Genomic DNA, 22,528 nt, shown 5'->3' with positions numbered 1-22,528 from the left:
TTTACCCGGAAAGCATAGAAAAATCCGGTTATTGCAAGGAAAAAGCGAAAACACCGCCTTTGAGTGTTTGTACAACAAAGCCATCCGGCAGATATTCAGCACGCGACAAAATCATGCTCCCATCGGTGGGTGAACGGGCAAGCAGGGAGCCATCCTGACGATTGATCAGAGTAATAAACCCTTGATCATCTCCGACTACCAGCCGGTTACCTCTGACGATCAGCAAGCCAGAGAGCTTCCGGCTGCCCAGCTTTCCACGCTTCCAGACGGCCGTACCACTACTTTTGTCATAAGCAGCGACAACTCCATGTTCTTCGCTGATGTATACGTGATGGCTATCAATCACCATACCCATACTGCTTGACGCATCTCTCACCCAGATCTGATTGCCGCTGGAAATTTCGAAGCAGGCAGCACGTCCGCGATAAGCCACGGCGCACACCTGGTTTTCATCGACAATCGGCAGACTGCTGATATCAGTCATACGTTCCAGCTCGGTAACACCATGCGGCTGTGAAACGGTTTCTTCCCAGCCTACATTACCGGTAAGTAAATCCAGTGCAATTAATTTTCCGCCGGGAAATCCAGCAAAAACAGCACCCCGGGTAATTGATACACCGACAAAACTTCTTACTGTCAGCGGTGGTGTTACACTTTGATAACTCCAGATACGTTTTCCATCCGTTGCGCTCAGGCCAAATAATTTACTGTCACCGGTACGCACTACTACAATGCCGCTGTCTGTCTTAGGTGGGCTCAAAACTTCACCGGGAACCCGGGATTGCCACAAGGCATTGCCCGCTTCATCAAATGCTAGCACCTCACCCTTGTAGGTTCCAAGCAGAATCATTCCCCCGCCAGCACCAACTCCCCCGGAAAGCTGTGATTTGGTCTCTATACGCCAAATCTCGTGACCAGTCACCGGGTCGAGTTTGACCAAACGCCCATCTTCATCAGCAACGTACAGGGCTCCGTTATCGTAAACTGGCAAAAAAACTGCAGTTTTACTTTCCGCCAGCTTGATTTGCCAGAGCGGGCTGATCGGAGCCAATGTCTGCAACGCAGCAATCTCGGCTTCATCGATTTCAACCTCATCTTCTTCGCTACTGAAAAGATCAGTTAAATGTCCCCCTCCCAGTTCGTTCAAATTTGCACAACCGCTTAGCAGGATCAGTAAAGAAAGGATACAGGCACGCAACATCCGGCTGCCTGCATGAAAAACATAATCAAGAATCAATAACAGAATATTTCCAGCCACTACTGATGTTCTCTTAAGACATCCAGTTTCATCTGTACCACGTTCCGGTAGGCACCCTGCGTATCCAGGCTGTCAAGTGCCTTTTGATAGGCTGCACGTGCTTCATCTGTTTTCCCGGAAGCAGCCAGTGCATCTCCCCGCAAATCCGCATAAAGTCCAGTAAAAGAAGCACCATGCTGCGCGTTCAATAATGACAGTACCTGATCATATTTACCCTCATCCACCAGCACATTTGCCAGTCGTATCCGGGCAAGATCTTTTACTTCGGGTTCCTCGGTATGATCGAGCACCCATTGCAGCATATCCCTGGCAGACTGGTTATTGCCAGCCTGCACTGCAGAATGGGCAGCAATCAGCGCTGCACGCGAGGCATAGCCACTCTCGGGAAAACCTTGGGTGAGCAGCTGTGCAGCATCTGTTATTTTTACAAGCTCGCTTCCTTTTTCGACCTGTTGCTGGAGAACGGTATATAAATCAGCCGCCTGTTGGGCCTGTTCGCCCTTGTAATGATTCCATAACCGGGTACCCACCACTGCTGCCGCAAAAACAACTATGGTAAGCAACAACGTTGCGCCATTAGCAGACCACCAAGCCTTCAGCCGATCTATTTTTTCCTGTTCTTCAAAATCGTATGCAGACATTATTTCTTACCTTCCATCTTCATTAAATATTTCCCAGAAATACGGTGACTTTCGTCAAATCAATTTTGACCTGCTCCGCTGCCTCACGCAATGACTTGATACTGACCTGTCCGGTTGCAGCCTCATCGTCCCCGATGATAGCGGCAAACCGTGCGCCACTGGCATCAGCTTTTTTCATCTGTGCCTTGAAGCTTCCCCCGCCGCTATGTAGCACAACCTTGAAGCCTTCATCCCGCAAAGATTCTGCAACTTTCCAGGAAAATCCAGCCGCAATATCTCCTTGATGAACAACATAAACATCAGGAACAGTGTGTATTTCAGCAGCATCAGTTTCACGGATCAGAGACAGTATCCGCTCTATTCCCATCGCAAAACCGCACGCCGGCGCTGGTTTGCCGCCAATCTGCGCAATCAGTCCGTCATAACGCCCACCTGCACAGATGGTTCCCTGAGCCCCCAATTTGTCAGTCACCCATTCGAACACCGTGCGGTTATAGTAATCCAGCCCTCTGACCAGACGGTGGTTGATTTCAAAACTGATCCCCTGGTTGCGCAAAATCCGCTGCAGTGCATCAAAATGAATAAGTGAATCTTCATCCAAATCATCGAACAGGTGGGGGGCGCCTTCCAGTATTTCACGCATGGCCGGATTTTTACTATCAAGAATACGCAACGGGTTGGTTTTCAATCGCCGGCGCGCATCTTCATCAAGTTCATCATAAAATTTTTCCAGATAGCTGATCAGGCGCGTACGATAAACTAAACGTGACTCAATACTGCCAAGTGTGCTGATTTCAAGACGTACATCCGGAATATCCAGCAAACGCCACAACCGCGCGCACATAATAATGAGTTCTGCATCGATATCCGGGCCGGGAAATCCAAGCGCTTCCACACCAACCTGATGAAACTGGCGATAACGCCCTTTCTGCGGGCGTTCATGCCGGAACATTGGACCGCTGTAGTACAGGCGCTGGGGGCCGGAATATAGTAGATTATGTTCAATTACCGCACGCACACAGGAAGCTGTTCCTTCCGGGCGCAATGTCAGATTCTCGCCATTGAGTTGATCAATGAACGAATACATCTCTTTCTCGACGATATCAGTAACTTCCCCGATTGAACGGACGAACAAATCGGTCTGCTCAACAATAGGGGTTCGTAAATTACGATAACCGTAGCCAGCCAGCCAAGTACGGATTGTGTCATCGAAAAACTCCCACAAACCGCTTTCGTCAGGCAGGATGTCGTTCATCCCGCGTACCGCCCTGATTGCTTCAGGCATTGGCTGCTTTCTTCCGGTATTTGGTGCGCACGTATTCATCAACGATCACACGGAATTCGCCAGCGATGTTGTCACCTTTCAGGGTAACAGTCTTTTGACCATCCACGAAAACCGGTGCCACCGGAGTTTCACCTGATCCGGGCAAACTGATACCAATATTGGCATGCTTGCTTTCACCTGGTCCGTTGACCACACATCCCATGACCGCCAGCGACATATTCTCGACACCTTCATATTGTTCGCGCCAGATGATCATTTGTTCACGCACATAGATCTGAATGCTTTCGGCAAGTTCCTGGAAATAGGTACTGGTTGTGCGCCCGCATCCCGGACAGGATGCCACCAGCGGAACAAACGCACGTAACCCCATTGTCTGCAGGATTTCCTGAGCGACGATAACTTCACGTGCACGATCTCCGCCCGGCTCTGGCGTCAGAGAGATACGAATCGTATCGCCAACACCCTTGAACAAAAGCACCGCCAGTGCTGCTGTCGAAGCAACAATACCCTTTGATCCCATACCGGCTTCAGTCAACCCCAGATGCAGTGCGTAATCACACTGTGCAGCCAGTTCCCCATAAACCGCGATCAGATCTTGCACACCGCTAACCTTGCATGACAACACAATGTGATCCCGACCCAAGCCCAGCTCTTCTGCCCTGGCTGCACTTTCCAGTGCAGAGGTGATGAGCGCCTTATGCATGACCTGTGAAGCACCTAGTGGCTCTGGAGAATGCGCATTTTCATCCATAATCCGCGCCAGCATCTCCGGATCGAGACTGCCCCAATTTACTCCGATACGAACTGGTTTATCATACTTGCAGGCCATTTCAATCAGTATGGAAAATTGTTCGTCTCGCTTTTTTCCATGGCCCACGTTTCCCGGATTAATGCGGTATTTGGCCAGTGCCTTTGCGCATTCCGGATAAGCAGTCAGCAACTTGTGCCCGTTGAAATGGAAATCACCCACCAGCGGAACATGGCAATCCATATCATCCAGCCGCGCGCGAATTGCGGGAACTGCTCGCGCTGCCTCCATGGAATTGACGGTAATTCTGACAAGTTCGGAACCGGCACGCGCAAGCTGCTCAACCTGCTGAGCAGTGGCCAGCTCATCAACGGTATCGGTATTGGTCATTGATTGCACAACAATCGGTGCACCACCACCAATCATCACCGAACCCACTTTGACACCCACACACTTCCGGCGCGGGGCAGGTACGTTATTAGAAGACATGGTTTAACACTCGGATCTCAGAAATTTATACAGGTTATTCAAGTGAAAAGCGTGCGACATCATCATTGCCGCGGGTATAGGGTGCAAGATCAACCTTACGTCCGTTATAGGTAAGGCTGACTCCGGCCGCATTGCCGATCACGAGATACAAGGGCGGCTCTCCTTCTATCGTCTGCTCAGTTCCTCTCGAATTAATTTTTTCGAGAATGATCTGGCCATTACTATCCTTGATTTTTACCCAGGAATCCTTGGAAAAGACAAAGTGTAATGATTTTTTACCATTGTCCGGAGCCTTAGCTGTATCCGCAACCGGAGCAGATGGGGCAGGTAAAGCAGGTAAGATTGCCGCAGCTGATGGCAAATTGACACCCACCGATGCAGGTGGTGCCACAGAAGAAGACACCGAAGCAGTCGGAGACAAGGGCAATGTCAGATCTATCGCCACCTGATCATTCCCGCTACTGGAACCAGACTGGATAACCTGATCCCCCTCATTCAGCATATAGGGCGCCATCTTTTCCGGTATTTCTTCATGATAAAACCCATAAGCCACAAATGCCACCAGTATCACCGCAACATACAGCAGCCATCCACTTCGACCACCACGACCGGACTGATAAACAGGTTCCATCGCTTTGAAACGCTGTGATGGATTCCTGCTGGTAAAAACACTGTCTGCTGGCCGGGATTGAGGCACAGCCTCCACAAGCAGAGTCGTATCATCGAGCTGCAACAGGTTGGCATAATTACGCACATAACCACGCAAAAATACAGCAGCAGGGAGCTTGGAAAAATCTTGCGCTTCGATTGCTTCTATCTGTTGTTCAGACAAACGCAACCGGTGCGCCACTTCACCAATATTCATGCCGCGCCTGATTCTCTCATCATGCAATCTTTGCCCAAAATTGGGAGTTGCCGCACCACCTGTCTTTTCTGAATCAATTGAGAGATTGGCCTGAGTAGTTTGAAATGACGGGATTGTCTCTAGACGTTCAGGTCGAAACGATGCAACTTGATCAGAATTCTCCTGAGTCGCACCAATATTATTATCAGATACCGAATTCTGATCCGTACCTGGCATATCTTTTTTATCTATCTCATTATCTTTCATGATTCAATCTATCTGCACGCAATTCCCTGGCTTCACTGGAATCGGGAAAACGCTTCTGTAATTGAAAAGCATAATTGGTTTCTGCATTGATATCGCCGTTCGCTCGCGCGATACGAACAGCCAGCCATAAACTACCCGGCGTAGGAGAATAGGTTTGCAGATACTGGATAATCGATGACCAGGCTTTCTTCACCTCCCCCCGGCTGAAATCCAGCTCCACCATCCCAAGCTGAGCCAGAGCATAGCCAGGACGGATCACCAACGCTTGCTGAAAGAAACCTTGTGCCTGCTCAAAATTATTTTGCTTCAGAACACATAACCCTGCATTGGTATAAGTTCTCTCGGGAGTTTCATATAAGGGATCACGCACAGCCGCCATAAAATGATCGATCGCCTGTTCCATTCTATCGGGCTTTCTCTGGCATAAAAACCAGCCAAAATTGTTGCGTATATCCGGATCATTCGGCGTAATTCCAAGTCCACGCTCAAAGTTCCACTCTGCCTGACCATCCTCTTGCAGATCCATATAAACCAGCCCAAGCATATTGTAAGCCGGTGCATAATCGGATTTTTTTCGCAGTGCTATGCCGGCTTCTTCTATCGCTATCCGGTACTGACCACGATGATAATACTGCCCTGCCAGCTCAGTATGAATTTTTGCACTCTGCAATGCACGCTGCTTCAATTCCTCAGGAGTTGGTTTTTCCTGAACCGGCACATGCTCACAACCCGCCAGCCAGACCAGAAATCCGACAACACCTGCTCTAATCAGCTTGCTTATATTGCTCACAATTGTTCACCGCCAACACTGGATTTATAAACCTTTTCACCCGATAACCACGGCTCGGACAGATCCACATGTACCTGTTCTGCGCGTCTTATCCTTTACTTGTCCCGCCAGTTGGCCACAAGCAGCTGCAATATCATCCCCGCGCGTTTTGCGTACTGTCGTGACGATTCCTGCTTGCATCAATACATCCCGAAAATTGTTAATAGCATCAGCACTTGATCGCTCATAGCCAGAACCTGCAAACGTATTGAACGGAATCAAATTGAGTTTACACGGGATATTTCTGACTACCTGCACCAGCTCGTGCGCCAGCGCTATGCTGTCATTCACACCTTTCAGCATAACATATTCAAACGTAATAAAATCTCTCGGTGCGGCCGACAGGTAGCGCTCACAGGCTGCCAGCAAGTCCCTGATTGGATACTTTTTATTGATTGGCACCAACTGATCTCGCAAGGCATCATTCGGTGCATGTAACGAAACTGCGAGCGCCACCGGACAACGTTCACGCAGGCGATCCAACACAGGAACCAGGCCAGATGTACTCACCGTTACCCGACGGCGTGACAAACCATAGGCATCATCACTCAGCATCAGATCAAGTGCAGTCACCACGTTTTCGAAATTGGCCAGCGGTTCTCCCATTCCCATCATGACAACATTCGTAACCGGTCGTCTTGTGTCTGTATTATCTGCTCGAATCTGCGCAGCATCTGGAGAAGATGACTCGCTAACCCGGGCTTCGAGTAGTCGGTTAGCCCACCATAATTGGCCAATAATTTCTGCCACACTCAAGTTACGATTAAAACCCTGCCGGCCGGTAGAACAAAAGCTGCATGCCAGTGCACAGCCAACCTGACTGGAAACACAAAGCGTGCCCCGATTAGGCTCGGGAATGAAAACCATTTCCACCGCGTTCCCCGTACCCGTCGATAACAGCCATTTACGAGTACCATCTCCCGCAGTATGGTCACTAATAATTTCAGGTGGATGAACAACAGCACACTCGATCAATTTTTGACGAAAGGTTTTTGCCAGATCACTCATCTCCATAAATTCCGTCTTGCCGGACTGGTGTACCCAGCGCAATAATTGCCTCGCACGATAAGGCTTTTCACCCATCTCTTCGCAAAAATGGATAAGTCCCGTTTTATTGAAATCAAGCAGGTTAATCATTGTATCCGGCCTTTTAGATCAGTAAATTCACAGATTTTCAGCGTGAATAAACTTCTAAAGATGGAAAGAAACAGGCTATTTCCACAGCGGCGGTTTCTGGTGCATCTGAACCATGCACAGCATTGGCATCAATATTTTCTGCAAAATCAGCGCGAATCGTGCCTTTTTCTGCTTTTTTCGGATCTGTGGCACCCATTAACTCACGATTTTTGACAATTGCATTTTCCCCCTCCAGCACTTGGATCATCACCGGCCCGGAAATCATGAATTCAACCAGATCTTTAAAGAAAGGTCTTTCCCTGTGGACTGCGTAAAAATTTTCTGCTTCAACTCTTGATAAATGCGCCATGCGAGCAGCAGCAATCTTCAAGCCAGCCGCTTCAAATCTTGCATAGATCTGCCCAATAACATTTTTTGCTACTGCGTCGGGCTTAATTATGGACAACGTCCTTTCAACTGCCATCAAATACCTCATAGAAATAGTTCATCACAAACCAGTATTCTAACAAAAATACCTTTATGTGATTTACCAAACAGTAACTTAGGGAATTAGAAAAGGAAGCGCACAAAAGGTGCAGTTGGATACTTACAAAAAAGAGGCTCTGATATCTCCTGGTATCAAGCTTTAAAACGCAGCAAAGATATCTACGATACGGTAGAACACCGAATCAATTTCAGACAGAGTTTTACACACACTTACAAAAAACAGGCCAGATTAATCCGGCCTGTTTTCTCATCTACCGTAATTCTAAAACTTAATCTACAACGTTAAGGGAACCGGGCAAATGAATGTTTTGTGGATGAAGCTGGCAATAAATATTGAAAGCACCTTTTTTGTCAGCGGTAAAGCTGATGGTCTTGGTTTCGCCAGCTTTAAGTACTTCCTTGATACCATAGGCATCAATTGAGAATCCTTCACTGATAGGTGACTTGTTCTCAACAACGATACTGACCTTATCTCCCTTCTCAACAACCAGTGCTTCCGGCTCATTCAATACATTGAATGCACGGATATTTTTCACTGTTACACCTTCCACGTTCAGCTCGGGAATAGTGGTGTCATAAGCATTGATAACCACTTTCAATTCGCTATGATCATCCGCCTGAGCAGCACCTGCCAGCAGCAACGCTCCAGCAGCAAAACCAGCAAGCATTGTCTTTGTCAATTTCATTATTAGCTCCTCTACCTAGATTTATGTTTTATTTGGCGAAAGAGTTTCGCCGATCTGACGGCCATATCATGCGATCACCCGCAAGCTAGCCAATAGATATTTCTCTGAAAAGCACATTGCCGCCCATCAGAAAAACCTGTTTACTACCATTTCAGCTATTCAGGAACTCACTACTCTTTAACTCTAGAGCTCCGGCGCAAGATTCTAGACAAAATGACAAAAAATGTCAATGTCAACTCAACTGACGAGCAATCACTCTCCTGCAAAAAACACTGTAAAATCATACATAAAGACTTTCAATTCTGTCTGCATACAATAACCCCGCTTAGATTAATGTAGAATGTCGCTGATCTGATCTTTTACACTCCTATATTTTCTTACCAGCATCCGTCTTGCTCCGGAGTCCCCATTCATGAAAATCCAGGATCTTATCCAGAATCGCGGCAGAGAAAATTTCTCCCTGCATGACAAGTATCTCAATAGCCAGATGGTCAAGGTACTTAAAACAATTGATTTTGACCGTTATTATGTCAGAGCCCAGGGCGCTTACCTGTTTGATGATCAGGACAACCGCTACCTGGATTTGTTGAGTGGCTTTGGCGTTTTCGCATTGGGACGCAACCACGCGGAGATCGTCGAAGTACTTAAAAGTACACTGGAAGCTGATTTACCCAATCTCGTCCAGCTCGATGTGTCGTTACTAGCCGGATTATTAGCAGAAAAACTGGTAAAACTGACTCCGGATGGATTAAATCGTGTTTTTTTTGCCAACTCAGGCACTGAAACAGTCGAAGCAGCGATTAAATTCAGTCGTTATGCCACCGGAAAATCTAAAGTCATTTTCTGCCATGGTTGCTACCACGGATTGAGCCTCGGCTCGCTCTCCGCCACAGGAGACGATCATTACAAACAAGGTTTCGGCCCGCTGGTACCTGATTTCATTGAAATCCCGTTCAACGATCTTGAAGCACTAGAGCAAGCACTTGCCCAAGGAGATGTTGCCGCCTTTATTACTGAACCGATTCAAGGACACGGCGTGTGGATACCGGATGATGACTACCTACCACAAGCAGCAAAGCTTGCCCGTAAATATGGCGCCGTATTCATCGTCGATGAAATACAAACCGGGCTGGGTCGAACCGGTAAATGGTGGGCAGTCGAACACTGGTCGGTCGAGCCCGATATTATATGCATCTCCAAGACGCTGTCCGGAGGATTCGTTCCAGTAGGCGCATTGGTTTGCAGGGAATGGATCTTTGACCGTGTTTTCAATCGCATGGACCGTGCTGTCGTCCATGGCAGCACATTTGGCAAAAACAATTTGGCCATGGCAGCCGGTCTGGCCACATTGGAAGTGCTAGAAGCAGAAAACCTGATCGAACATTCCGCCCGCACTGGTACTGTCATCATGGAAGCACTAACCCCTCTGACGGAGCAATATGAATGCTTCAAGGAAGTGCGCGGCAAAGGAATGATGATTGCACTGGAATTTACCGAACCGACAAAAAGCCTTTCGCTGAAACTGTCATGGAAAATGCTTGAGGCTGCCAACAAAGGATTGTTTTCGCAACTGATAACCGTCCCGCTATTCAGACAGCACCGGATTTTGTCCCAAGTGGCCGGTCGCGGCATGAATATCGTCAAGTTTATTCCACCGCTCATCCTGACGGAATCTGATGTGCAATGGATTGTTTCAGCAGTTAGTGATGTTGTCGCCAGCGCGCATCGCGGCCCTGCTGCAGTCTGGGATTTTGGCAAAGTACTGGCAACCCGGGCACTGCGTGCAAAATTACATGCTTAGAACCTGTTCAAGGTCTCGATCAAGGGATGCAGTGCAAGGCAAAATTGAACGAGAAAGCAGAGCATACTTGAAGTATGTGAGCATTTTGAGTTCAATTTCAACACCGTAATGCACCCTTCAGTGAGATATTGAACAAGTTCTTAGGGAATCCCTGATTAACCTGGGCTGCTGTTCCACAAACAATTTCCCTTGCTTTCTGTGTTGATACGCTCCAACAGCCGGTCATGCAATTCAAGTTCTGTTTGGCTGACGGACTGAACGATCAATGTAAAGTTTTCTATTGCACGCAGCCTTGAATCGCAAGACTGTCCCTCTTCCGGAACTTCCGGTTCCATCAGTAAACTTTCCTGGCCGCGCGTCATTGCCAGATAAACTTCGGCCAGCAATTCTGCATCCAGCAAAGCGCCATGCAGTGTTCTGTGAGCGTTATCAATCTGATAACGCTCACATAACGCATCCAGATTGTTTCGTTTCCCCGGATGCAGCTCCTTTGCCAGCATCAACGTATCAACAATCTCCAGGCAATAATTCTGCATGGGCTCCAACTGGATCAAACTAAGTTCGTGATTGATGAAGCCTACGTCAAATGGCGCGTTATGAATGAGAATTTCGGCGTCTTCTATGAATCCCAGAAACTCGCTACAAATTTTCTGGAAAACGGGTTTATCTCGCAAGAATTCCCGGGTCAGTCCATGCACCCGCAGCGCGCCTTCATCACTCTCCCGCCCGGGATTGAGATAACGATGAAAATGGCGGCCGGTCAAACACCGATTACACACCTCTACCGCTGCTATTTCGACAATACGATGCCCCAGCGCCGGATCCAGGCCGGTCGTTTCAGTATCGAGAAAGATGTAGCGCATAATCTGTCCGGTCAATCTGACTTTTCAGATAATACCGATTCCACTCCCTGATTGGCAAGCCTATCGGCCCGCTCATTACCTGCATGTCCATTATGTCCCCGCACCCAGAACCATTCAACCTGATGACGTTGAGATAAATCATCCAGCTCTCTCCACAACGCTTCATTCTTGACCGGTTTTTTATCCGCTGTCCGCCACCCGCGCCTCTTCCAGCCGTGTATCCATTCACTGATTCCTTTCTGCACATACTGCGAATCGGTATACAGCTGTACCAGCAAGGGCTGCTGTCCGTTATCTTCCAGGGATTCCAGTTCCCGCAAGGCACGAATAGCAGCCAGTAACTCCATACGATTGTTCGTGGTTACGGGCTCCCCCCCGAAAAATTCCAGTGTTTCGCCATTGAAATGTAAACAAACTCCCCATCCTCCCGGGCCTGGATTACCCTTGCAGGCACCATCCGTAAAAATTTCCACCCGTTTCCCATCACTTTTCAATTGCATATTTATTCCCGTTATCAACCTATCCACTCTTTTCGCATTACCCCGCAACTCCGGAAATTACCCATCTCCCCCGAGCTCTATTTGTGGAACGGCTGCTGCTCTCCTCTCGCGGGCAGATGGATTTTCCCAGTGAGGTTTAATGATGTGCATACCACATTCATGCTTGACCGCCTGCAAAAAATATACCCCCCCGGCAACAGGCCACCAACGATCTCCAGCTGCCTCCATAAAACGCAACCGGGAAAGCCATTTTTCCCCGGTACACGGCGGGACATAACAGCCAAACTGCCCGGCAACGATTTCAAAATCAAGCAATTCCAGCCAGTCCTTCACACGCGACAAATCAATAAAACGACCATGCCACGGAAAATCCATTCTGGATTTTGCCATGCGCCGGCGTATCCCCCAGAGACTGAAAGGATTGAATCCACTGATGATGACCCTGCCCTCATCAATCAGCACCCGCTGCACTTCGTGAAAAATCTGGAGAGGATATGAATTAAATTCCAGTGTGTGTGGTAATAGCACCAGATCCAGACTATTACTCCTGATCGGTAAAAAACCAGGGTACGCACTGGCTGAAGCTCCTTTTTCCACACCGAGCACAAACTTGAAAGGCATCCGGTTGTTCCGCAAAAAATCAAATCCGGCAAAACCAATCTGGGTCGCGTTATAACCGAAAACATCCGCCACAACACGATCGAAATAACGCTGCTCCTGCTCCAGCACGTACTGTCCTAATGCAGTTTCAAACCACTGTTGCATATTTTGCTGTAATGCAGAATCAAACATATTGTCAGAATGATTAGTTATGATGATGATTCGTTTGTCATGTCCTGCAAGGAGAAAAGATGATCAGTATTTTTCCCATCCGCGCCTTTAAAGACAATTATATCTGGATCGTTCACAATCAACAGTCCGCACTCATCATAGACCCAGGTGATGCAACACCAGTTCTCACCTGGATAAGCCAGCAGAACTTGCAACCAATTGCCATACTCTGCACACATCACCACCACGATCACACGGGCGGCATCCCCTCACTGGTGCAGGAATTTGCGATACCTGTCTACGGCCCTGTCCATGAAAAAATACCGGGGCTGACCCATCCATTAACGGAGGGAGATATGCTCAGCTTCCCGGAACTATCGCTGGAATTCAATGTGCTGGATATCCCCGGACACACCGCGGGCCATATTGCCTATCATGGCCATAATTGCCTGTTTTGCGGGGATACACTATTTGCTTGTGGTTGCGGACGAATCTTTGAAGGCAACGCGCAACAAATGTTTACTTCTTTACAGAAACTGGCCAGTCTGCCGGATAAAACCCTGGTTTATTGCGCTCATGAATACACGCTGGCCAATATCCGGTTTGCCCGAATAATCGACCCTGACAACCCCGATTTAATCCAACTGGAAAGCACTGTGGAAGAAAAACTGGAGCAGAATATACCCACACTCCCCTCCAGCCTGGCTATGGAAAAAGCCACCAATCCGTTTTTGCGCTGTGATCAACCAGCTATTATCCACAGCGCCAGCCAGCATGTTGGCCGGCACCTTAATGATCCAGTCAGCGTTTTTGCTGCAATCCGCGACTGGAAAAATAACTTTCAGTAGGCACCTCGTCATCGCGATCATGAATGCAATGATTGCGTGGTGGCGGACTGATTCATACCACCTTTTACAAAGGTAATTTAAGCTACAAGATTTCTGTCTTTGCGAGGAGGCCAGGCCAACGCGGCAATCCAGCACCTTCGCTACCACGATCACTGGATTGCTTCACACCGTTGGCGTTCGCAAAGACGACATTTGTCATTACCTCACCCACACGTCATTCCACCAGCACGTAATCGGTACTCACTTCGTCATCGTAAAGCCCGCAGAGGCTGTGGCAATCCGATAATCAACCCGTTTTCATCAAACCCGACAGCCCTCATCATCGCACCCTGGCTGTGTATCGCTGGATTGATCTGCTGCTGAAGCCGCTGCCAGTTCCTTGTCAGAGACTTCTTCGGCCAGCAATGTCCCGATTGAAACTCCCAACAGAAGATCGCTAACGTGGCCAAATTTGTGCAAACGCAAGTGGCCGGTTTTATCTACCAGAATCGTGGTTGGCGTGCCCTGCATGTGGTAAGTCATCATCGTATGCGGAATGGAATGCTGCCCATTCGGCTTGTCGATTCCGATCGGAAAACGCAGCCGGTACTCATAGGCAAACACCTCCAGCGCATCGCGTCCCATAACTTCATGATGCTCGAAAACCGTATGCAGACCAATTACTGCCACCCGCTCCGGATCAAATTCATTAAATACCTGCTGCGCCTGCGGAATCCCCTGCTGCACGCAGCCAGGGCATAACATCTGAAAGGCATGCATTAATACTACCTTGCCGCGCAGAGAGGCCAGCGTAACCGGCTCAGATGCATTCAACCAGCCTGAAGTGATCAACTCTGGTGCCTTAATTTTCTCAATAGTTGTATTTTTTTTCATGGTTTAAATTGAGATACGTTACTGAAAACAAGAATCTTTTTTTGCTGGTTGATGATAGCACGCGCAGCTATTCCCAAGGAAACCGGGCCCATACCCGCCACACACCGCTCATTTGTCTCGCTGTGCGGCAACCTTGGAAGTGACAACCTTCTTCTTCGTGACAACTGCCCAAGCTGTCTTTGCAGCCGCATTCTTTGCGGGTTCCGTAGTGGTTGTTACCGCCGTTGCTTTTGTTGCTTTTGTTGCTTTTGCCGTTTTCGTCACAGTTGCCACTCGCCGCCTCCCGGACACCTGTTCAACCGGAACATCGACCGAAACATCCAATGTGGCCATCTCGATACCGAATACATCCGCCAGCGCAGCATCATCAAGCACCTTTGCCTTCGCGGGCTGCTTCACCTTAGCAGGGATAACAGCCACCTGGGCAGTCAGCAAGTCATTGGCATCGACCTGACGCAGCACGAACAGCAGCTCTGGCTGTTCATCCAGCCGTGCACCAACACCATAGAGCACCGCAGCAACATGTTTACACATCGTTGCCCAATCGGGACAGGAGCAGCCGAGACTGATCTCCTGCGGCGATGGAAACATCCCGCTCTTTGGTTCACACAGGCGCGCCATAACGGCTTTGGAAAATTTTCCTTGCAGCAGCTCCAGTAGTGTGGCGATAGAGCCCGTACAGTCCTCAACCAGCTTCTTCCACCTTGCGGCAGGAAGCGGTACGATGCCGATCTCGACCCGGTAACGACGAGAACCTATTACCTGTGCAATCACCCGGCCCGGCTCGATCTTCAAATCGATCACCGCACCATTACGCACATAGGCGCGCCCGCGCGGCAAACGGCTTTCATAGTCGCTGTAAGCCTCCAGATTAGCGCACCAGGCTTTGCCTCAAAAAGTTCTGGCAATGGTGCGCGAAGTCACTACAACAGGAAATAAATCCTTGCCGGCCTTCCTTGCCTTCTCCACAGCGCGGTTGGCCTGTTCACGCCGCTTGGCCACCGGCACATACGGTTTCCAGTCCCAGTCACTCATAAATCATTCCCCTGCTGCGTGAATGTCCAGTTTCACCAGATCGAGCAATGCCTCATCGCTCATCTCAGTGAGATTGATTTCCCCGCTTCCTTCGACCACATCCTGTACTAGTTGCTGCTTGGCGCGAATCAGCTCGTCGATGCGTTCCTCAATGGTGCCACGACAAATAAATTTATGCACCAGTACATTTTTGTGCTGGCCGATACGATAGGCACGATCGGTTGCCTGATTTTCCACGGCCGGATTCCACCAACGATCAAAATGGACGACATGCGAGGCGACCGTGAGATTAAGACCTGATCCGCCCGCCTTGATGGACAGCACAAAGAATGGAACACTTTCATCCTCCTGAAAGCGCCTGACCAGTTCGCGTCGCCGAACTACTGGTGTTCCGCCATGCAGCACCAGCCCTTCTCGCCCGAACACGCTACCAAGAAAGGCAGCCAGTGGTGCGGTGGTCTCCTGAAACTGCGTAAATACAAGCAACTTCTCCTGCCGGGCCGCCACTGTCTCGGCAATTTCGCGCAAGCGCACAAATTTACCGCTCTCTTCAGGTTTCCAGCCGCCATCGTTCAACCATTGCGAAGGATGGTTGCAAATCTGCTTGAAACGCATTAAAAAGACAACACCAGTCCTCTGCGCCCAATACCTTCAACCGATGATCCCAGCGCACGAGCCAGCGCCTTTACCGCCTCCTGGTAATGGATCGCCTGCACTGTGCTCAGGGAACACCAGGCAGACAATTCGGTTTTGTCCGGCAGATCAGAAATGATGCGCTTGTCCGTCTTCAGGCGCCGCAGGATGTAGGGTGCAATCAGTATGCGCAACGGCCCGAAATGCCCTGTTTCCGATAACCGTTTGGTAAACCCGGAAAAAACACGCTCCGAACCCAGCAAACCGGGATGCGTAAAATCGAAAATCGACCAAAGGTCGGAAAGCCGGTTTTCCACCGGCGTGCCAGTCAACGCAATACGTGCATCGGCTTTGAGTTTTTTTACCTCACGTGTCTGTTTGGCTGCCGGATTCTTGATCGCCTGTGCCTCGTCAATTACAACCAGTCGCCAGCTCACCTCCCTCAATTTTGGTAGTCGCGGCAGCGTGCCGTAAGTTGTCACCACCAAATCGACACCAGTCAATTGTTGCGCATCCAGTGCCTGCAATGCCTCGCGCGCCATTCCCGAAGGATGAGCCAGCATACAACACAGATCGGGTGCAAAACGCGCCGCTTCCTGCATCCAGTTGGCAAGCAGGGAAGCCGGTGCAACGGGCAGACTGGGACGCGCAGTGAGTGTGCCATCCGTCCCGTCTCGCTTGAATAAAAATAACAACGCCAGCACCTGGATAGTCTTGCCCAGACCCATGTCATCGGCCAGACAGGCACCCAGCCCGAGACGGGTGAGAAACGACAACCAGCGCACGCCCTCCTGCTGATAGGGACGCAGTGTAGCATTGAGCACAGGGCCGGGATCCACGGCAGCCAGCGTACTAGGTGCCCGCAGACCACGCAATGTTTCGGCCAGCCATGGTCCTGCCACAAATTCCGCCCAATCCGGATCCGGTGCTTCTTCGTCGAGTGTCGCGCCAGCAAGCAGGCGCATGGCTTCCGCCAGCGGCAAGCCATGCGCCACATCGGCCTCAATTTCCCGGAAACGATCGATGACGTGCGAGAGTTACTCGCGATTCACCTCAATCTACTTACCACGTATCCACTGCAAACCATCAGCATGGCGCGAATCTCCTCGGCGGTCAGCGGTTCTCCATTGATCATCACATCCATATGGAAATCGAGCAGTGCATCCAACCCCAGACGGGAAGGTGCACCGGCACCCAGAGCGGCGCGAACCCTGGGACGAGCCGGGCGCCCGGCCTGCCATTGAGCGGGCATGCGCACCACGATGCCAGCAGCCTCGATGCGTGGCAGATCGTCAAGAAGGTGTATGGCATCCTCCACCTGCCAGCGCAAGAGATGATAAATCTCACCGGATTCGATCATTGCAGCGATCCATTCGCACTGCTCCGCCGCGCGCTGTATCGGCATCAGCAACGCGAGCAGTTGTGCCTTCTTACGACTGCCGGAAAATTCGATAAGCGCCTGCGAAAGTGGCAAATGTTGCGCCTTGCCGTAAATTGAGAGCCGCGTGGTATACGTTGCCAGGAAAGCAAACGGCATATCCAGATCCTTGCGGTTCTCGGCGAGATTAAAATGCACGCGCCCGACCAGATTCTAGGCCGGATGTCTTATTTTCAGGAATTCTGCTAGCGACAATCCGCTGGCAGAACGCTCGCTTTCCAGCGCCGTACCAGTTCCGCTCCACAGCGCAGCTAATATTTCTGGTGAGAGATATTCAGCACCAGACATGGGCGGCACATCGAGAATCAGCGTCTCAAGTATCAGCGTATCGGGTAGTGGGACTGTTCCTGCATCAGGCGCAATACACAGTGCGGTCAGGTAACGTACCGCGAAATCGCGCCAGTACGCCCACACTGGCGGCAGCGCCATAGCAACATACGCGCTTCCCAACTGTAACAAGCCATGTCCTGCATCAACTGCAAAAGCCGCGACAACTTCTTCGGCTATTCCGACAGGCAATGATGGCGCTTCCGGATCAGGCAGGCACGACAGACGACCGGCAGGAGTAAGTGACAAAGACAATGCAACAGTTGCAGATTTTGATTGGGTTATCATGTTCTGTTGAATAGCCCCTTTCTACGGCCCACATATATTTCTTAGAACCTGTTCGAGATCTTGATCAAGGGATGCAGTGCAAGGCAAAATTGAACGAGGAAGCAGAGCATACTTGAAGTATGTGAGTGAACATTTTGAGTTCAATTTCAACGCCGTAATGCACCCTTCAGGGAGATATTGAACAGGTTCTTAAAATCCCATCTTCCGGCTTCCTGCAAGCACCCCGCTCGTTTCATGTCCTATGGAGTTCTCCCAGAAAAGCCGGATAAATCACGCGTAGTAAGCCCAGATGGTGTATTTGCTTGTTTGTCATACTTGCTCATTTTATTCTTGGAAGTTGAAATAACAGCCATTACCATAACAAATTCCCAAACAGTACTACATTACGGAGCCGATATAGCGTCTGCCGAATCACAGAAACGTAAAGTGGACAAACATTCGGCTCCGATTACGATCTGAAGAAGCAATAAAACCCCGCGCCGGTTGATAGCCTCATTCTTTCTCACCGCTTCTACAACGCAGACAAAACGGGCACCGCATCCGCCCACAACACCCCCTTCTGATTACAAAGTAGGCCGTCAATCATGCAATGTCAGCCACCCTCTCATTTTTTCAGGGCTTTGCTGCTATTTTTTGACTTCTGAGCGCATAAATGGGGTACAACACTTTGCAGCAATAACGCGCACAACAGGCATTCCGGTAAAATCAATGAGTAGCCAGTATTCATAACGTATACCTGACTCCAGACGTAGAATACCGAGAAATATATTGACAGCCTTCTTCAACTGCCTGCTGATATTTCAATTCCTCCATTTCCGAGAAAAGCCATGACTACCACACTTTTTGATTCATTCGATCTTTCCGGCTTGCAACTGACTAACCGTATTGTCATGGCACCGCTGACACGCAACCGTTCACCCAGTGCTGTTCCGCAGCCCATCACTGCCACCTACTACGCACAGCGTGCTAGTGCCGGGCTGATCATCACCGAAGCAACAGTGATCTCTGCGCAGGGGCAAGGTTATGCCAACGTTCCTGGACTTTATACGCAGCAAGCGCTGGATGGCTGGCGCGCCGTAACCAATGTCGTACATGCCAAGGGCGGCAAAATTGTTGTACAACTGTGGCACGTTGGTAGAATTTCACACTATACCCTTCAGCCGGATAACCAACCGCCGGTAGCGCCCTCAGCCATTCAGGCACAGAGCAAAACCTACCTGATTGATGCCGATGGCCAGGGCAGTTTCGTACCCACCTCGCTACCGCGTGCACTGGCAGCCAGCGAACTGCCCGGCATTATTGATGATTACCGTCGTGCTGCGCGGGCAGCCATTGAAGTCGGCTTTGATGGTATAGAGATTCATGCTGCCAACGGCTATCTGATTGATCAATTCCTGCGTTTGAGTTCCAACCACCGCAGCGATGACTACGGCGGCAACATTGAAAACCGTGCACGCTTCCTGTTTGCAGTTGTTAAAGCTGTTACAGAAGAAATCGGGGCAGCGCGCACCGGTATCCGCCTGTCACCTGTCACACCGACGAATGATATATTTGACCCCGAACCTCAACTGCTGTTTGAACATGTGATACGCGGCCTTACCAGCCACGCGCTGTCCTACATCCACATTATTGAAGGCGCGACTGGCGGCACCCGCAATCATCAACAGGGCAATACACCATTCGATTATGCCACCTTGAAGCAGGCTTACCGCGATGCCGGTGGCAAAGCCGCCTGGATGCTCAATAACAGCTACGACTTCGCGCTTGCCCGGCAGGCAATCGAAACCGGTCAGGCAGATCTGATTGCCTTTGGCCGCCCGTTCATCAGCAATCCTGATCTGGTTGAACGGCTGCGTAAAGATTCACCATTAGCGACACCCGACACCAGTACTTTCTATGGTGGCGATGAACACGGTTATACGGATTATCCTTTTTTTAGACACGTAGATTATCAAGAGAGTTAACCTGGCAAAAAGTCGAACCCGTAAGACAAGCACCCAAGCTACCTGCTTCAGCACAAAACTCCAATTTCAGGAAAAAACCATGAACCCTCCCAGCATTGTCTCCACATCCCTTGCTACAGAAGAATTTATTGTACTGTCCAGGGAGCGCACAGCTCAATTACTGGATTTCAGCAAGCTGGTAGATGCCATTGCCACCGCCGCTCTTGAGTATGATGCCGGCCAGATTCAGAGCCCGGAGCGCATGGTTGTGCCCTTTGGGGCTGGTGGCGTAATGCTGAGCATGCCGGCCACCGCGCATGATATTGGGATTCACAAACTTGTGACTGTACAACCTGCAAACAAGGAGCGACAACTGCCCACCATCCACGGCATGGTAACTGTGTGCGATACGGAAACCGGCAAACCCATCTGCCTGCTTGACGGCCCGGAGGTGACTGGGCGGAGAACGGCTGCTGTCACGATGCTTGCGATCCGTACCTTTCTGAAGAAAGCACCTCGTGAAATTCTGCTTATTGGAACGGGGGTACAGGCGCGCCACCACGTTCAGGCACTCTATGCATTGTATCCACAGTCGAAAATCTGGGTACGTGGACGTAGTGAAACTTCTTCAATAGCTTTTTGTGATCGGCACCAACCTCTCCATAGCAAGCTTGTTCCCGCAAAACATTCGATTTCCGATCATGTAAACGTCGTCATTACTGTCACAACCAGTACACAAGCTATCTATAACGAAACTGCCTTACGCGATCGCCTGGTGATCGGCGTTGGGGCTTTCACGCCAGAAATGGCCGAACTTGGCAAAACCACACTTAATGGTAGCGCTATCTTCGCTGATGATCCGGCCAGTGCGCGTCATGAAGCTGGCGACCTCATTCAGGCTGACATTGACTGGTCTTGCGTGCGCTCGCTGGCCCACGCCCTTCAAAGCCGGATCGACGAATCCCGCCCCAGGGTTTTCAAGAGTGTTGGCACCGGCGCTTGGGATCTCGCGGCCGCACGCGTAGCACTGCAAGCCATTCAGACCAAGAATCTGTTCAAGATCTCGATCAAGGGATGCAGTGCAAGGCAAAATTGAACGAGAAAGCAGAGCATACTTGAAGTATGTGAGTGAACATTTTGAGTTCAATTTCAACGCCGTAATGCGTCCTTGCCTCATGGGGTAATGGGACGATTCATGCTTGGGCTTGGATTGATGCTGATTGCGTTCAATTTACGCCCCCTATTTGCCAGTCTTTCTGTCCTGCTACCCGATATGTTGCAGCAGCAAGTACTCACCTCTGCACAGGCTGGCTACCTGACAACCTTACCGGTGTTGTGCCTCGGTATTTTTGCACCACTGGCACCCTGGCTATCGCAACGAATAGGAAACAAACAAACCCTTTTGGTCGTCATGGCACTGTTGACCGCAGGCACAGCCATGCGTGGATGGGGAGATATCCTGCCCCTGTTTCTCGGGTCAGCAATGGCAGGTATGGCTATTGCAATCGGTAATGTACTATTGCCCGCCATGGTCAAAAAGGAATTTCCGCAATCCCCTGCCTTAATGACCGGCTCCTACACCATGGCACTGTGCGCGGGGGCTGCCGTTGCAGCAGCCGGCACTTTACCGCTCATCCAATCGCTGGAAACAACATGGACAACCGGGCTGGCACTCTGGGCGCTACCCGCAGGAATAGTGATGCTGCTATGGTTGCCGTACGCTGTTGCGCCAGATTCGGCACAACGAAACAGACAACTTCAGGCAGTCAGTTTATGGCGAGACTCACTCGCCTGGCAGGTAACGTTCTTCATGGGATTACAGTCGGCACTGGGTTACAGCATATTCGGCTGGATTGTTCCTATTCTGCACGATCGGGGTTTAGACGGCGTACAAGCCGGATTGATACTGTCCGTTTCTATCGTGGTGCAACTGATCGCCTGTTTTGTCCTGCCATCTCTGACAGTACGCTGCAAGAACCAGAGCCTGATCAATGCAGCAATGGCGCTCACTGCTGCAATCGGCTTTCTGGGAATGTTGTTCGGCCCAATTGAATTAGTCTGGGAATTCAGTATTTTGCAAGGAATTGGTCAGGGCGGCCTATTCGCACTCGCACTGACCGTAATTGTTCTGCGTTCTCCTGACGCTCACATCGCAACACACCTATCCAGTATGGCGCAGAGTGTTGGCTATACACTGGCGGCACTGGGTCCCTTGCTGATTGGCATACTGCACAATCTAACTGGTGGGTATGCCGCCAGCGGCTGGCTATTTACCATTTTGTGTCTGGGAGCAGCCATCAGCGGCTGGGGTGCCGGACGCACCAGGCTGGTGCAGGCGTGCTATACAAACAGGGCACGCCATTAAAGACCCTCTGTTCGCGGAGCTGACTTGCCATTGTGAGGAAATCAGCTCGCCAAGATGCTGTATGCTAGTTTCGCGCGGTTCATTCCCCATAAAACCCCTGCACAACTGTAAAATTACAGAATTACACAGAAGTCTTTTTGTAAAAAAGACTGTTATCTTGGACAAGGAGTTTT

General features: G+C 50.1%; 24 protein-coding genes. 5 read left to right on the top strand and 19 right to left on the bottom strand.

Annotated features, from left to right (window positions below):
• Positions 1–28: 28 nt before the first annotated feature.
• The 9 genes from bamB to BM331_RS06325 form a co-directional block, all read right to left on the bottom strand.
• The gene (gene bamB, locus BM331_RS06365) at positions 29–1,258 is read right to left on the bottom strand and encodes an outer membrane protein assembly factor BamB (protein WP_074928067.1); all 1,230 of its coding nucleotides are present in this window, start codon (positions 1,256–1,258) and stop codon (positions 29–31) included.
• Entirely contained in the window at positions 1,258–1,899 is a 642-nt protein-coding gene (locus BM331_RS06360; RefSeq protein WP_074928064.1) for a YfgM family protein, read from the bottom strand. The genes bamB and BM331_RS06360 overlap by 1 nt, the downstream gene beginning before the upstream one ends.
• 22 nt (positions 1,900–1,921) lie before the next feature.
• On the bottom strand, positions 1,922–3,184 hold the full coding sequence (hisS, locus tag BM331_RS06355; RefSeq protein ID WP_074928062.1) for a histidine--tRNA ligase: 1,263 nt from the start codon (positions 3,182–3,184) through the stop codon (positions 1,922–1,924).
• A complete protein-coding gene (ispG, locus tag BM331_RS06350) occupies positions 3,177–4,421 on the bottom strand; it encodes a flavodoxin-dependent (E)-4-hydroxy-3-methylbut-2-enyl-diphosphate synthase (protein ID WP_074928060.1) in 1,245 nt (414 codons plus the stop codon). The genes hisS and ispG overlap by 8 nt, the downstream gene beginning before the upstream one ends.
• A gap of 34 nt (positions 4,422–4,455) precedes the next feature.
• Entirely contained in the window at positions 4,456–5,532 is a 1,077-nt protein-coding gene (locus BM331_RS06345; protein ID WP_074928058.1) for a helix-turn-helix domain-containing protein, read from the bottom strand.
• Positions 5,522–6,322, bottom strand: a complete 801-nt coding sequence (gene pilW / locus BM331_RS06340) for a type IV pilus biogenesis/stability protein PilW (protein WP_256214838.1) — start codon at positions 6,320–6,322, stop codon at positions 5,522–5,524. The genes BM331_RS06345 and pilW overlap by 11 nt, the downstream gene beginning before the upstream one ends.
• Positions 6,323–6,358: 36 nt before the next feature.
• Positions 6,359–7,498, bottom strand: coding sequence for a dual-specificity RNA methyltransferase RlmN (rlmN, locus tag BM331_RS06335; protein ID WP_074928056.1), 1,140 nt, complete (start codon positions 7,496–7,498; stop codon positions 6,359–6,361).
• A 37-nt stretch (positions 7,499–7,535) separates the two neighbouring features.
• On the bottom strand, positions 7,536–7,961 hold the full coding sequence (ndk, locus tag BM331_RS06330; protein ID WP_074928054.1) for a nucleoside-diphosphate kinase: 426 nt from the start codon (positions 7,959–7,961) through the stop codon (positions 7,536–7,538).
• Between the two features lie 292 nt (positions 7,962–8,253).
• Positions 8,254–8,670: a nitrosocyanin gene (locus tag BM331_RS06325; RefSeq protein WP_074928052.1), complete on the bottom strand. Its 417-nt coding sequence runs from the start codon at positions 8,668–8,670 to the stop codon at positions 8,254–8,256.
• A gap of 412 nt (positions 8,671–9,082) precedes the next feature.
• Between BM331_RS06325 and BM331_RS06320 the strand changes: the two genes are divergently transcribed.
• The gene (locus BM331_RS06320) at positions 9,083–10,471 is read left to right on the top strand and encodes an aspartate aminotransferase family protein (protein ID WP_074928050.1); all 1,389 of its coding nucleotides are present in this window, start codon (positions 9,083–9,085) and stop codon (positions 10,469–10,471) included.
• A 155-nt stretch (positions 10,472–10,626) separates the two neighbouring features.
• Here BM331_RS06320 and dnaQ read toward each other — a convergent pair whose 3' ends face one another.
• Genes dnaQ through BM331_RS06305 form a run of 3 tightly spaced genes read right to left on the bottom strand, consistent with a single transcriptional unit; the run spans position 10,627 to position 12,626 of the window.
• Positions 10,627–11,334, bottom strand: coding sequence for a DNA polymerase III subunit epsilon (gene dnaQ, locus BM331_RS06315; protein WP_074928184.1), 708 nt, complete (start codon positions 11,332–11,334; stop codon positions 10,627–10,629).
• Positions 11,335–11,345: 11 nt separating this feature from the next.
• Positions 11,346–11,834 carry a ribonuclease HI gene (rnhA, locus tag BM331_RS06310; RefSeq protein WP_074928048.1) on the bottom strand — a complete coding sequence of 163 codons (489 nt, stop codon included), beginning with the start codon at positions 11,832–11,834 and terminating at the stop codon, positions 11,346–11,348.
• Between the two features lie 57 nt (positions 11,835–11,891).
• Positions 11,892–12,626, bottom strand: a complete 735-nt coding sequence (locus BM331_RS06305; RefSeq protein WP_074928046.1) for a class I SAM-dependent methyltransferase — start codon at positions 12,624–12,626, stop codon at positions 11,892–11,894.
• Positions 12,627–12,685: 59 nt separating this feature from the next.
• On the opposite strand from BM331_RS06305, the gene gloB reads away from it, so the two are divergent.
• Positions 12,686–13,453, top strand: a complete 768-nt coding sequence (gloB, locus tag BM331_RS06300) for a hydroxyacylglutathione hydrolase (RefSeq protein ID WP_074928045.1) — start codon at positions 12,686–12,688, stop codon at positions 13,451–13,453.
• A gap of 300 nt (positions 13,454–13,753) precedes the next feature.
• Here gloB and BM331_RS06295 read toward each other — a convergent pair whose 3' ends face one another.
• The 7 genes from BM331_RS06295 to BM331_RS12015 form a co-directional block, all read right to left on the bottom strand.
• Positions 13,754–14,326, bottom strand: coding sequence for a peroxiredoxin family protein (locus BM331_RS06295; protein ID WP_074928043.1), 573 nt, complete (start codon positions 14,324–14,326; stop codon positions 13,754–13,756).
• Between the two features lie 108 nt (positions 14,327–14,434).
• Positions 14,435–15,166: an SWIM zinc finger family protein gene (locus BM331_RS06290; protein WP_218154560.1), complete on the bottom strand. Its 732-nt coding sequence runs from the start codon at positions 15,164–15,166 to the stop codon at positions 14,435–14,437.
• Between the two features lie 51 nt (positions 15,167–15,217).
• Entirely contained in the window at positions 15,218–15,361 is a 144-nt protein-coding gene (locus tag BM331_RS12035) for a hypothetical protein (RefSeq protein WP_218154559.1), read from the bottom strand.
• Between the two features lie 3 nt (positions 15,362–15,364).
• Positions 15,365–15,976, bottom strand: coding sequence for a DEAD/DEAH box helicase (locus tag BM331_RS12030; RefSeq protein ID WP_218154558.1), 612 nt, complete (start codon positions 15,974–15,976; stop codon positions 15,365–15,367).
• On the bottom strand, positions 15,976–16,989 hold the full coding sequence (locus BM331_RS12025; RefSeq protein WP_218154557.1) for an SNF2-related protein: 1,014 nt from the start codon (positions 16,987–16,989) through the stop codon (positions 15,976–15,978). The genes BM331_RS12030 and BM331_RS12025 overlap by 1 nt, the downstream gene beginning before the upstream one ends.
• A 53-nt stretch (positions 16,990–17,042) precedes the next feature.
• Positions 17,043–17,570, bottom strand: a complete 528-nt coding sequence (locus BM331_RS12020) for an SNF2 helicase-associated domain-containing protein (RefSeq protein ID WP_218154556.1) — start codon at positions 17,568–17,570, stop codon at positions 17,043–17,045.
• A 15-nt stretch (positions 17,571–17,585) separates the two neighbouring features.
• The gene (locus tag BM331_RS12015; protein WP_218154555.1) at positions 17,586–18,047 is read right to left on the bottom strand and encodes a hypothetical protein; all 462 of its coding nucleotides are present in this window, start codon (positions 18,045–18,047) and stop codon (positions 17,586–17,588) included.
• An 827-nt stretch (positions 18,048–18,874) separates the two neighbouring features.
• Here BM331_RS12015 and BM331_RS06280 point away from each other — a divergent pair.
• The 3 genes from BM331_RS06280 to BM331_RS06270 all read left to right on the top strand — a co-directional run bounded on the left by BM331_RS06280 (position 18,875) and on the right by BM331_RS06270 (position 22,355).
• Entirely contained in the window at positions 18,875–20,011 is a 1,137-nt protein-coding gene (locus tag BM331_RS06280; protein ID WP_074928041.1) for an alkene reductase, read from the top strand.
• Between the two features lie 79 nt (positions 20,012–20,090).
• On the top strand, positions 20,091–21,086 hold the full coding sequence (gene lhpI / locus BM331_RS06275; RefSeq protein ID WP_074928039.1) for a bifunctional Delta(1)-pyrroline-2-carboxylate/Delta(1)-piperideine-2-carboxylate reductase: 996 nt from the start codon (positions 20,091–20,093) through the stop codon (positions 21,084–21,086).
• 87 nt (positions 21,087–21,173) lie between these two features.
• Entirely contained in the window at positions 21,174–22,355 is a 1,182-nt protein-coding gene (locus tag BM331_RS06270) for a CynX/NimT family MFS transporter (protein ID WP_256214837.1), read from the top strand.
• Positions 22,356–22,528: the final 173 nt, after the last annotated feature.

Source organism: Nitrosomonas eutropha (assembly GCF_900116685.1).
GTDB classification, from domain to species: Bacteria; Pseudomonadota; Gammaproteobacteria; order Burkholderiales; family Nitrosomonadaceae; genus Nitrosomonas; species Nitrosomonas eutropha_A.
This window is presented reverse-complemented; position numbering and strand designations above follow the sequence as displayed.